This window comes from Kitasatospora sp. NPDC029367, assembly GCF_055569135.1.
The window spans coordinates 114,369-126,728 of the sequence record NZ_JBVHYH010000004.1 but is presented as its reverse complement, the minus strand read 5'-3'; the positions used below and the strand labels follow the sequence as shown (position 1 = coordinate 126,728).

Genomic DNA, 12,360 nt, shown 5'->3' with positions numbered 1-12,360 from the left:
GGACTGTCACAATGCGCCAGTGCACAGATCAACGGCCTCGCCCACCCTCCCTTCGGGCAGAACCCTCGGCCTCGTCCTCGCGCTGGTCTCCGCCTTCGCCTTCGGCGGCTCCGGCACCGCGGCCAAGCCACTGATCGAAGCCGGCCTCTCCCCCCTGCACGTGGTGTGGCTCCGGGTCACCGGGGCGGCCGTCGCCCTCCTCCCGATCGCCTACCGGCACCGCGACGCCGTCCTGCGCCGTCCCGGCCTGCTGATCGGCTTCGGCCTACTCGCCGTGGCCGGCGTCCAGGCCTGCTACTTCGCCGCGATCTCCCGCATCCCGGTCGGCGTCGCCCTGCTCATCGAGTACCTCGGGCCGCCGCTGCTGATCGGCTACGTCAGGTTCGTGCAGCGCAAGCCGATCAGCCGGGGCGCGGCCGTCGGCGCCGGCGTCGCGGTGGCCGGGCTGGCCTGCGTGGTGGAGGTCTGGAACGGCCTGAGCTTCGACGCGCTGGGCGTGCTGTTCGCCCTCGGCGCGGCCTGCTGCCAGGTCGGCTACTTCCTGCTCGCCGACGCCGGCCGCCGGGGCGAGCGCCCGGTCGACCCGCTGGCCGTCAGCGCCTACGGGCTGCTGATCGGCGCCGTCCTGCTCACCGTCCTCACCCGGCCCTGGCAGGCCGACTGGGGCCTGCTGGGCGGATCCGTGGTGATGAACGGGCACAGCCTGCCCGCGCTGATCCCGGCCGCCTGGATGGTGCTGGTCGCGACCGTGCTCGCCTACCTGACCGGCGTGATCTCCGTCGGGTACCTCTCGCCGCCGATCGCCGGGGTGGTGGCCAACCTGGAGGCGGTGGTCGCCACCGTGCTGGCCTGGGTCCTGCTCGGCGAGCACCTGGGACTGCCGCAGGTCGCGGGCGGTCTGCTGGTCCTGGCGGGCGCCTTCGTCGCGCAGACGAGCCGGCCGGCGGCGGAGAAGGCGGATGCGGAACCGCTGGAGGCGGCGACGGTGGGAGTGCCGACGGTGGAGGCGGGGGCCGCCGGTACGGCCGGTGCGACGGCGTCCCGGGTCAGCGGCCGGTCCAGCCGAACCAGTCGAGGTGACTGACCGGCCACACCACGGCCGCCACCGGGCCCACCACGTTGCCCACCGGCACCGCGCCGCCACCCGGCCCCTGCCGGTGCCAGCGGGAGTCCGCCGAGTCACTGCGGTGGTCGCCCTCGACCCAGATGTAGCCCGAGGGCACCTTCACCGGGCCGAAGTTCAGCCCCGCACAGGAGTCGTCGCCCGGGTGGAGGTACGGCTCGTCGACCTTCCTGCCGTCCACGGTCAGCGTGGTGCCCGTGCACTGCACGGTCTGGCCGCCGGTCGCGATGACCCGCTTGACCAGGTAGTTGTCGTCCTTCGGCGGCACCAGCCCGGCGAAGCTCAGCACCGAGCTCACGGCGTTCGTGAACGGGTTGGTGTCGACCGGCTGCGGCGGCAGCCAGTTCCCCGGGTCCTTGAACACCACCGGCTGCCCCGGCTCGGGCGTCCAACCGGTCAGCGGCGCGAGCTTGTTCACGCCGACCCGGTCGCCGACCCGCAGGGTGTTCTCCATCGAACCGGACGGGATGGTGAAGACCTGGAACAGGCAGGTCTTGATCAGCAGCGCGACCACCAGGCCGACCGCCACCATCGCCGGGATCTCGATCCACCACGGCCGGGGACGGCGCCCCGCCCGGCGGGCCTTGCGACCGCGCGAACCCCCGGCCCGGCGGCGGGCCTCGGCGCGCCCACCGGACGCGGGAGGAGCGGGCTGGGCCTGCGGCCCGTCCGGAGCGGGCGGCCCGTCCTGGGCGTCCCAGGCGGCTGGTACCGCGGATCCGCTGGGAGCTCCGCTCGGCGTTTCGGGCAGGTTCACCGCCATCGTCGCTGCTCCACCTCTCCGGCTGGGGAAACCTGCACGCTACGCCAACCGGGGAGCCGTACGAAATCCGGGCCTTAGGGCGTGTCTTGTGGATCAGGCCAGGCCCGCGACGCCAGGGCACGCACCTCGCCGCGTTGTCGTCGGTCGCCGATGCTCCGCATGGACTCCCTCCTCCGCCTTGCGATGCACGCACCCTGACGCCGCGGTCTGGTCCGACCTGATCCACAAGACACGCCCTAGCCGCCTCCGACATCGCGGCGGCAGCTCGGAGCACGGCCGGAGCCGCCGCAACGCCGTCCCGGGGGTCAGGCGCGGGCGATGGCCTCGTGGTGGCGGATGACCTCGGCGATGATGAAGTTCAGGAACTTCTCCGCGAAGACCGGGTCGAGCTTGGCCCCGGCGGCCAGCTCCCGCAGCCGCTTGATCTGGTCCCGCTCCCGGGCCGGGTCGGCCGGCGGCAGCTTGTGCTCGGCCTTGAGGCGGCCGACCCGCTGGGTCGCCTTGAAGCGCTCGGCCAGCATGTGGACCACCGCGGCATCGATGTTGTCGATGCTCTCGCGCAGGCTGGTCAGCTCGGCCCGCACCGCGTCGTCGATCCCCGCGGGCACACCGGCGTCGGGGGTCGTGGGCTGGTCCGTCATCGGGGCGGCTCCCGGTGTCTTGGGTGGTCACCCGACCGTACGGCGGCCGGGCTCGGACCCCGGCAAATCTAACAGGGCTCCCGCGCCGGACCGGCACCGTCCGGGGAACCGTCCAGCATCCGGACGGCAGGAGGGGGCACCGGCGGGAACACGGGAGGACCGCGGCCCTGCCGCCCGTCGCCCGGCTCCACGGCGGGGCTGCCCGTAGTCTGGTGCGTGCATGACCGGAAGTGACGACTCAGCAGTCCCTCAGCACTGGAGGAACCGATCGTGGCAACCACCCGCACCGCCCGCACGGCCTGGGAGGGGGACCTCCTGCACGGCAAGGGGCAGGTGACCTTCGCCTCCTCCGGGATCGGCGAGTACCCCGTCTCCTGGCCGGCCCGCGCCGAGGAGCCCAACGGCAAGACCAGCCCCGAGGAACTCATCGCGGCCGCCCACTCCGCCTGCTTCTCGATGGCCCTCTCCAACGGCCTCACCAAGGCCGGCAACCCGCCCACCACGCTGGACACCCAGGCCGACGTCACCTTCCAGCCCGGCACCGGCATCACCGGGATCCACCTGACCGTCACCGGTGCGGTCCCCGGACTGGACGAGGCCGGCTTCGTGAAGGCCGCCGAGGACGCCAAGGCCAACTGCCCGGTCAGCCAGGCCCTGACCGGCACCACCATCACCCTCACCGCCAAGCTGGCCTGACCGCGCCCCCGGCCCGTCCGGGGGCGCACTCCGGCCCCGCCCCCGGCGCGCAACCGGCGTCCGGGGGCGCGCCAGCGGCGCACGCGCTCCCGGCACACCTCAGGTGATGTGTACCGGGGGCGTCCGAACGTTCCACCACGCTTGATGGCAAACGGGGCGAATCACCCTGCCGGCGGTCACCGCGCGTTGCCGTCGCGGCCTATGATCGGCCGCAGCGCCCTGTTCTCCACCCGGGTCCCCGCGCGGCAGCGCCCCACGGCGGACGCACCGCAGCGGACCGGCCCCGAGGCCCCGACAGAGTGCGGAGCCGGCCGCCGGGATCCCGACCGGCCAGGCAGACCATCGTCAAGCGTCAGCAGCGGACGGGAGCATGCCGTGCCGGGCCAGAACGAGGGGGCCGACGCACACCACCCAGGCGTGCGACACGAGGAATCGTCACATCACCGCGCGTCCCACCACCGCCTCCTCGCCTCGCCGGTCCTCGATCCGGTCGGGCTCGCCGCCGGCACCTCCGGCGTCCCCGTTCCCCCGGCCGTGGCCACCACCGCGACCACGACCGCGACCACGGCCCGCGTCACCCTGGAGGACCCGGAGGGTACGGAGGTGCGGCTCTGCCCCACCTGCTCGGCCCCCCTGGCCGACGGTGCGCACCCGGGCGACCCGGACGGCGCCGACCACGCGGGCGGCGGGACCGACCGACTGCTGGCGGCCCTGCAGGCCAGCGAGTCCCGCTTCCGGGCGGCCTTCTGCGACGCCGTCATCGGCATGGCCCTGATCGACTCCGAGGACCGGATCATCGAGGTCAACCCCGCCTTCGCCGCCCTGATCGGCCGCGGCGTCGGCGAGTTGGCCCGCATCCACCTGCACGAGATCGTCGACCCGGAGGGCCTGCCGCACCGGCTCTTCGACGGGCTCGTCCACGGCGAGCGGGAACGGTTCCGCGTGGAGAAGCAGCTCCGGCACCGCGAGGGCCACACGGTCTGGGGCAAGGTGACGGTCTCGCTGATCCGGGACCCCGCCGGGCAGCCGCTCTACACCCTCGCGCTGGTCGAGGACCTCACCGAGCAGCGCCGGCTCGGCGACCGCCTGGAGTACCAGGCCCTGCACGATCCACTGACCCGGCTGCCCAACCGGACCTCCTTCTTCGAGCGGCTCGACGCCGCCTGCCTGCCGGTCGCCGAGGCCACCGCGGTGAAAGCGCGCCGGGTGGGCGTCTGCTACCTGGACCTCGACGGCTTCGCGGCGATCAACGAGACCCTCGGCCACCACATCGGCGACCAGCTGCTGATCGCCGTCGCCGCCCGGCTCCGACGCGGACTCACCCGCACCGCCGACGATGCCGACGATGCCAACAACGCCGCCGCCGACGGGCAGGAGACCCACCTGGTGGCCCGGATGGGCGGCGACGAGTTCGCCGTCCTGGTCCCTGACAGCGACGGCAGCGAGCAGCTGACCGCCCTGGCCGGGCGGATCCTTGAGCTGCTGGAACGTCCCTTCGACGTCGCCGGGCACCGGCTGGTGGTCACCGCCAGCGTCGGCGTCGTCGAACGGTCGGTGCACGAGACCACCCCGACCGACCTGGTCAAGGACGCCGACGCCACCCTCTACTGGTCCAAGGCCGACGGCCGCGCCCGCTGGACCCTCTACGACCCGGACCGCGGAGCCCACCAGCTGACCCGTCAGCTCCTCGCCACCGCGCTGCGGCCGGCCCTGGAGCGCGGCGAGTTCACCATCGAGTACCAGCCGCTGGTCGGCCTGGCCGACGGCACGGTGCGCGGCGCCGAGGCGCTCGTCCGCTGGCGCCACCCCCGCTACGGAACCCTCTCCCCCGACCGCTTCATCCCGCTCGCCGAGGAGTCCGGCGCCATCGTGCCGCTCGGCAAGTGGGTGCTGGAGGAGTCCTGCCGCCAGGCCCGACAGTGGCTCACCGAGTTCCCGGACACCGAGACCTTCGTGAGCGTCAACCTGGCGGCCCGCCAGATCTGGGACTCCGACGTGGTCGCCGACGTCGCCCGCGCCCTCGAGAGCACCGGCCTGCCCGCCCGGCTGCTGCAACTGGAGATCACCGAGAGCGCCCTGCTCGGCCCCGGCGGCCGCCCGTTGCAGGCCCTGCAGGCGCTCGCCGACATGGGCGTGCGGATCGCGATCGACGACTTCGGCACCGGCTACTCCAACCTGGCCTACCTGTCCCGGTTGCCGGTGCACGTCCTGAAGCTCGACGGGACGTTCATCGAGGGCTTCCGGGACCCGGCCCCGGCCGCGGCGCTGAGCGCCACGGCGACGACGGCGGCCACGACGGCCACGACGGCCACAGCAGCAACCGCGGCCGACCGGTCGGCCGTCCCCGAGCTCCGCCCCCGACGCAGCGACGCGGACGAGCAGATCGTCGGCGCGATGGTGCAGCTGGCCCACACCCTCGGACTGACCGTCACCGCGGAGGGCATCGAGAGCGCCGCCCAGGCCGAGCGGCTCCGGCTCACCGGCTGTGACACCGCCCAGGGCTGGTACTTCGCCCGACCGGGCGAGGCCGCACTCGTCGCGGCCATACTCCGCGAGGGCCGCCCCGCCCCGAGCGGCCGTCAGACGGACGCCGTCAGGCCGTAGGCCTCGGCGATCAGCCCGTAGGAGCGGAGCCGGGCCTCGTGGCCGTGGATGTGCGAGGTGACCATCAGCTCGTCCACGCCGGTCCGCTTGCGCAGGGCCTCCAGGCCGTCCGCGACCTGGCCCGGGTCGCCGAGCACCACGTTGTCCAGCCAGTTGTCGACGAAGTCCGCCTCGACCGGGCTGTACGGGTACTCCTCCGCCTCCTCCGGGGTGGGGATCGGGCCGGGGTTGCCGCGCCGCAGCCGGAGCATGCCGAGCGCCGCGGACCGGGCGAGGCGGCGGGCGGCGGTCTCGTCCTCGGCGGCGACCGCGCTCACGCCGATCAGCGCGTACGGCTCGTCGAGCACGGCGGACGGGCGGAAGGACGTCCGGTACAGGTCCAGGGCCGGAACGGTGTTGGCGCTGCTGAAGTGGTGGGCGAAGGCGAAGGGGAGGCCGAGCCGGCCCGCCAGCTGGGCGCTGAAACCGGAGGAGCCGAGCAGCCAGACCGGCGGGCGGCCCTCACCCTTGGGCACGGCGGTCAGCCGCTCGTACGGGTGGCCGGCGGGGAAGTCCCCGTCGAGGAAGTGGGTCAGCTCGGAGAGCTGCAGCGGGAAGTCGTCCGCGCCCTCGGCGACGCCTCGGCGCAGTGCCCGGGCGGTGGCCTGGTCGGTGCCGGGGGCGCGGCCGAGTCCGAGGTCGATCCGGCCGGGGTGCAGGGCCTCCAGCAGGCCGAACTGTTCGGCGATGGCCAGCGGGGCGTGGTTGGGGAGCATGACACCGCCCGAACCGAGGCGCAGCGTGGTGGTGTTGGCCCCGAGGTGGGCGATCAGGACGGCCGGGGTGGAGCTGGCCACTCCGGGCATGCCGTGGTGCTCGGCGACCCAGAAGCGGTGGTAGCCCCACTGCTCGGCGCGGCGGGCCAGTTCGGTGGTGGCGGCCAGGGCCTCGCTGGGTGTGTAGCCGACGCCGACGGTGGCCAGGTCGAGGATCGAGAGCGGAGCGGGGGCCGTACCGCGGGCGGTGCCCCGGATCGCCTCGTCGGCCGCGGGCCCGGTTCCGTGCTCCTGCTGGTCCTCGGTGGTCATGCCGTCCGCCTCCTCGCTGTCGTGGTCCGGCTCTCCTCCGAGCCGTCCGTCGGCGGCGGCCTCGGGTCTCGGACGGCCCGGCGGTCGCTGCCGACCGGGGTCAACCACGGTCAGGGGCTCGCTGTTCCCGTACCGACCGTCGGATGTCGGTGCGGTTCGCGTGCGGTTCGCGTGCGGCTCGGATGAGATTCGGATGAGATTCGAGCGCTCCCGGGGGCGGGTTCGGCCCGTCCCCGACGGCCGCCCGACCGACCGTTCGGATGACTCAGCGCCAGCGGGTCGACACGGATGGCGACTTTCCGCCAGGGTCGGAAGTCGCCACCCGGCGCGCTCGCGATCGGCCACCGGCATCGGGCAGGCTGATGATCAGGAGCTGGACCACCGAGCGGGTCCGTGTTCCGTCAGCAAGGTCGTCGGGCTGGACCAGCGCCGATCGATCGCTGCGAGCCCTCGGTGCGGCACCCCGCCCCGGGGGCTCGTTCCGTTTCCGGCCACCGCCGCCACGGCCGCAGCCCTCGGCCGTCCTCGGCGACCCGTCGGCGCCGGGCCGTCGAGCGGCCCCGCAGGCCGCGGCCCCCACTGTGACCTCCGGCTCACCGGGGTGCTTCATGGCATGAAAAGTCGAAGCGCTAGCGTTGACCTCAGAGCCACCTGCTCCACCAGGGCGGCGTGGTGGAGGGAGTAAGGCCTTGAACTTCGTGGCGGCGATCGGATCCTCGTGGATCTGCGCCCTTGCGCTCTTCGCCGTACTCGGCGACGCGCTGCTCCCCTTCATCCCGAGCGGCACGCTGGTCATCCTGGCCGTGCTCAAGACGGCCCAGATCAACGGCGCCCCGGTGCTGCTCGGCCTGGGCGTGGCGGTGGCCTCCTTCCTGGGGGACGTCCTCCTGCTCCACCTGGCCCGGCGCGGGGCCCCGCTGCTGCAACGCCGGCTCGCCCAACGTCCGAAACTGGCGGCCAGCGTGGCCAGGGTCCAACAGTCGCTGATCGAGCGCCCGCACGCCGGGGCGGCCGCGATGGTGGTGATCGCGCGGTTCGTGCCGGCCGGGCGGACCGTCCTGGACCTGGCCATCGGCCACTCCCCCGACCATCCGCACCGCTTCCTGCACTGGTCGGCGCTGGCGGCACTGGTCTGGGCCGCGTACATCGTGACGCTGGGCTGGCTGAACAGCCACTGGTTCAACACCGCCTGGCTGAGCCTGGCGGTCTCCTGCGCGGCGGCCACCGCCGTCAGCACCGCGATCGCGCGAATAGTGCGCCGCCACCGGCGGCTGGCCGTGGTCTGAGCGGTCCCCGGAACGACCGGTGGTGTCCGACGAGCGTCCGGCACCGAGTGCCGACGAACTCTGACCGGGCCCGGCGGGGCGGCGGTACCGTACTCCCCTGACGGCACTCGATGCGAAGCGTCACAGGACCGCAACAGACGACGAATCCCTGCAGCCCGGCCGGGCGCCCCCGGCGTGTTCACTGTCGTCGGAGCCCGGCGACCTTGGAAGCCGCTGCGGCGACATGGCATGCTAACGGCGGAAAATTCATCAATTGCCCGATTTGACCGGTGCGGCCCGGACCGCCCTTACCCCCGGTCGATCGGCAGCCAGGGGAGACCATGACCAGCATCTCGCGCAGGACGGTGCTCAGTGCAACCGCTGCGACCGCGGCCCTCGGCGCGGTCTCGGCCTGTTCCAGCGGCGGATCCGGTTCGGGGCAGAACTCCACCTCACCTTCCTCCGGCGGCAACGCCAACGCCGGCCAGAGCGGCACCACCGACCCGACCCAGGCGGTGGTGCCCAAGGGCGCCCCGATCGGCGACGGATCCACCGCGGACACCGGTCCGCAGCCGAACCAGCCCAAGCCCGAGAAGCTCAAGCCGGGCGAGCGCCCGCCGCAGTTCGTGGTCTTCTCCTGGGACGGCGCGGGCGGCACCGACGACGGCCAGTTCCCCCGCTTCCTCAAGCTGGCGGAGCAGTACAAGGCCACCATGACCTTCTTCCTCTCCGGCATCTACGCCCTGCCCAAGGGCAAGTCCCAGCTGTACCACCCGCCGAAGCACGCGGTCGGCGCCTCCGACATCCCCTACCTGTCGGACGGCGCGGTCAAGAGCACCCTCAAGCTGGTCAGCCAGGCCTGGCTCGCCGGGCACGAGATAGGCACCCACTTCAACGGGCACTTCTGCTCCAGCCGTCCGGACAAGAACGGGGTCAACATGTGGACCCCGGACGACTGGCAGAGCGAGATAGACCAGGCGGTCTCCTTCGTCACCCAGTGGCGGACCAACACCGGCTTCACCGACGTCGACCCGCTGCCCTTCGACTACAAGAAGGAGCTCATAGGCGGCCGCACCCCGTGCCTGGAAGGCCAGAAGGCGCTGCTTCCGACCATCGCGAAGCTGGGCTGGAAGTACGACGCGAGCTCCTCCGGCGGGCTCCAGATATGGCCGCAGAAGGTGCAGGACGGCAAGATCTGGGACTTCCCGCTCCAGTCCATACCCTTCCCCGGGCACACCTTCCAGGTCCTGTCGATGGACTACAACATCCTGGCCAACCAGTCCAACGGCAGCACCAAGGGCGACCCGGGCAAGTACAACGACTGGCGCACCCAGGCGACCAACTCCTACCTGGCCGGGTTCGACCGCGCCTACAACAGCAACCGCGCGCCGTTCTTCGTCGGCAACCACTTCGAGCAGTGGAACGGCGGCATCTACATGGACGCCGTCGAGGAGGCCCTCAAGGCGATCGCGGGCAAGCCCGAGGTCCGGCTGGTCTCCTTCAAGCAGCTGGTCGAATGGCTGGAGGTGCAGGACCAGTCGACCCTGCGCAAGCTGCGCACCCTCAACGTCGGCCAGGCGCCGTCCGGCGGCTGGGAGAGCTTCCTCGGCGCGGCGGGCTGACGAGCCGCCCTCCGCACCCGGCCGGATCGCACCTGGGGCAACAACTCCCCTCGGCGGTCCGGCCGTTCGCATACCCGCCGCGGCGTCGTCCACTCGCCGCCGGGCCGAATTCCGCTGCATTAGCACCATCGCGAGCCACCGTGGCCGGGAACCGTACCATCTTCACGCCTGAGCCGCGATCGTCGTGTGGAACTGTTGCGATCAGCGTTACGCTCCAGGAGAGTTGAGCAAGCCACGGATCCCCTCGCGCCCGCTGGGGAAGCTGGACAGCGCACCGGGATCCCGCATTCGAAGCCGTCGTGCCGGCCCACAACCGATCCGGTCGCACACACTCCACGTACCGCGTTCCCGGTACGGGATTCCCGGTATCGCGTTCTGCCCGGGCGGCTCCGGGGGCGAGGCGAGCACCGCCGAGCACAGCAAGCCGCAGAACTCCGGGGGGAGCACGTCATGACCGACCCGTCCGCGCGACGGAAACACGCCGGAACAACCCGCGAGGGCCGATCGGGCCGAAATCGCCGGGGCGCCGGGCAGCTCGACGAGGCCGCACTGCGGACCGAGCCGGTGCCCGAAGCCCCGTACGACTACGGCCATTTCAGCCGTCTGGCGGGCCCGGCCGTGGATCCGGGCGAGGACCGGGAGCTCGGTGGCGGCGTGTACCGGCCGGAGCCGGACGGCGCGCGGGCACCAGCAGGTGCGCGGCCGCCCGCAGGTACGCTGCCGGGCACCCAGCCGAGCGCCCCGTACCGGGTCCAGTACCGGAGCCTGCTGCGCCACGATCCGCACCGGTTACGGGCCGCCCTGCTGCTGGTGGCGGCCCCCCTGGTGGAGGCGATCCTGCTGGTCTGGCTGCTGCTGCCGGAGCACTGGCCGGAGCGCCAGGACGAGACCAACGTCCTGGTGCTGCTCGGGGACAAGGTGATGATCGGCATCATCGCGGTGGTCGAGCTGTTCCGGCTGGTCAACGTGGTCTCCAACACCCACGCCACCCTGGTGGCCCGGGACCCGATACCGGTGACGCCGGAGTCCGGCACCCGGGTCGCCTTCCTCACCACCTGTGTGCCCGGCAAGGAGCCGCCGGAGATGGTGCGGGCCACGCTGCTGGCGGCGCGCGGCGTCCGGCACGAAGGACCGTACGACGTCTGGTTGTTGGACGAGGGAAACGATCCTGCAATGCGCGCCCTCTGCGCCGAACTGGGCGTCCGCCACTTCACCCGTTCCGGCCGGCCGCACTGGAACCGGCCGAAGGGGCGGTTCCGCGCCCGGTCGAAGCACGGCAACTACAACGCCTGGCTCCAGGCCCACGGCGACGACTACGACTTCTGGGTGTCCGTCGACACCGACCACGTGCCGCTGCCCGACTTCTGCGAGCGCATGCTCGGCTACTTCCGCGATCCGGACGTGGCATTCGTGGTCGGACCTCAGGTGTACGGGAACTACCGCAGCTCGGGTTCGGCCGTCACCAAATTCTCCGAGAGCCAGCAGTACCTCTTCCACGCACTCATCCAGCGCGCCGGAAACCGTTACGGCGCACCGATGTTCGTCGGCACCAACAACGCCGTCCGAATCCGCGCGCTCCGGTCGATCGGCGGGTTGTACGACTCCGTCACGGAGGACATGGCGACCGGTCTGGAGTTCCACCGCAACCGGAACCCGGAGACCGGGGAGAAGTGGAAGTCCGTGTACACCCCGGACGTCCTCGCCGTCGGCGAAGGCCCGTCCTCCTGGACCGACTTCTTCACCCAGCAACTGCGGTGGAGCCGTGGCACCTACGAGACCCTGCTCACCCAGTACTGGCGGGTGCTCTGGCGGCTGTCGCCCGGCCGACTGCTCAACTACACGCTGATGGTGGGCTTCTACCCGATGGCGGCGCTCACCTGGCTGCTCGGCGGGGTGTCCAGCGTGCTCTACCTGGGCTTCGGCGCCTCGGGTGTGCACGTCTCCTCGGAGCTCTGGATGATGCTCTACAGCGACGCCGCCGCGCTCCAACTCCTGCTCTACACCTGGAACCGCAAGCACAACGTGAGCCCGCACGAGCCGGCCGGCTCCTCCGGGGTCGCGGGCATGGTGATGTCGGCGCTCTGCGGCCCGGTGTACGCGGCCTCACTGCTCCAGACGCTGGTGCGCCGCCGCGGCGGCTTCGTGGTGACGCCCAAGGGCCGGGAGGCCAGCGCCGACCGGCTCGGCACCTTCCGCTACCACCTGTTCTGGGCGGTGGTGTTCGGCGGCGCCGTCGCCGTGTCCTTCCGCACCGGCTACGACCACGTGGCGATGCGCACCTGGGCCTGCATCGCCCTGGGCCTGACCGTGCTGCCGCTGCTGATCTCGGCCGGCGACGCCGTCCGCCGCCTGCGCACCCGGCCCACCGCCACCCTGACCGTGACCGGCGACCCGGGCGCGGCGCCCAAGGTGCTGCTGGAGAAGCGCCGCCCGGCCCTCACCCTCCGCCCGGCCGCGCCGGACACCCCGACGGTCACGCTCCGCCTCGTCCGGCCCGCCGGCCCGGCGTCCGACGACCCGGCGCCCGACCGCGCAGAGAGCGGCACGCCCACCCGCTGAGCCGCCCCGCCCCGTACCAG

Annotated in this window: 9 protein-coding genes; 6 read left to right on the top strand and 3 right to left on the bottom strand. The window is 72.5% G+C overall.

Annotated elements, in window-relative coordinates; genetic code table 11:
* The first annotated feature begins 19 nt into the window (after positions 1-19).
* Positions 20-1,084 (top strand): EamA family transporter, encoded by a 1,065-nt coding sequence (locus ACZ4W5_RS04620; protein ID WP_465652795.1) that lies wholly within the window; start codon positions 20-22, stop codon positions 1,082-1,084.
* Here the strand turns inward: ACZ4W5_RS04620 and lepB are convergent.
* Both lepB and ACZ4W5_RS04610 read right to left on the bottom strand, forming a co-directional pair.
* Positions 1,047-1,886 (bottom strand): signal peptidase I, encoded by an 840-nt coding sequence (gene lepB, locus ACZ4W5_RS04615; protein WP_465652793.1) that lies wholly within the window; start codon positions 1,884-1,886, stop codon positions 1,047-1,049. The two genes, ACZ4W5_RS04620 and lepB, sit on opposite strands and share 38 nt — an antisense overlap.
* Before the next feature lie 305 nt (positions 1,887-2,191).
* The gene (locus ACZ4W5_RS04610; protein ID WP_360240753.1) at positions 2,192-2,527 is read right to left on the bottom strand and encodes a chorismate mutase; all 336 of its coding nucleotides are present in this window, start codon (positions 2,525-2,527) and stop codon (positions 2,192-2,194) included.
* A 270-nt stretch (positions 2,528-2,797) separates the two neighbouring features.
* Here ACZ4W5_RS04610 and ACZ4W5_RS04605 point away from each other — a divergent pair, with 270 nt between their 5' ends.
* Entirely contained in the window at positions 2,798-3,223 is a 426-nt protein-coding gene (locus ACZ4W5_RS04605; RefSeq protein ID WP_350504848.1) for an OsmC family protein, read from the top strand.
* Between the two features lie 417 nt (positions 3,224-3,640).
* Positions 3,641-5,827: a putative bifunctional diguanylate cyclase/phosphodiesterase gene (locus tag ACZ4W5_RS04600; protein WP_465652790.1), complete on the top strand. Its 2,187-nt coding sequence runs from the start codon at positions 3,641-3,643 to the stop codon at positions 5,825-5,827.
* Here the strand turns inward: ACZ4W5_RS04600 and ACZ4W5_RS04595 are convergent.
* Positions 5,803-6,894 carry an LLM class flavin-dependent oxidoreductase gene (locus ACZ4W5_RS04595; RefSeq protein WP_402485851.1) on the bottom strand — a complete coding sequence of 364 codons (1,092 nt, stop codon included), beginning with the start codon at positions 6,892-6,894 and terminating at the stop codon, positions 5,803-5,805. The two genes, ACZ4W5_RS04600 and ACZ4W5_RS04595, sit on opposite strands and share 25 nt — an antisense overlap.
* A gap of 698 nt (positions 6,895-7,592) precedes the next feature.
* Between ACZ4W5_RS04595 and ACZ4W5_RS04590 the strand changes: the two genes are divergently transcribed.
* The 3 genes from ACZ4W5_RS04590 to ACZ4W5_RS04580 all read left to right on the top strand — a co-directional run bounded on the left by ACZ4W5_RS04590 (position 7,593) and on the right by ACZ4W5_RS04580 (position 12,340).
* A complete protein-coding gene (locus ACZ4W5_RS04590) occupies positions 7,593-8,180 on the top strand; it encodes a DedA family protein (protein WP_360240857.1) in 588 nt (195 codons plus the stop codon).
* Positions 8,181-8,500: 320 nt separating this feature from the next.
* Complete coding sequence (locus ACZ4W5_RS04585; RefSeq protein WP_360240743.1) at positions 8,501-9,781, top strand: polysaccharide deacetylase family protein; 1,281 nt, start codon at positions 8,501-8,503, stop codon at positions 9,779-9,781.
* Positions 9,782-10,345: 564 nt separating this feature from the next.
* Entirely contained in the window at positions 10,346-12,340 is a 1,995-nt protein-coding gene (locus ACZ4W5_RS04580) for a glycosyltransferase family 2 protein (RefSeq protein WP_465652787.1), read from the top strand.
* The last annotated feature ends 20 nt before the right edge of the window (positions 12,341-12,360 follow it).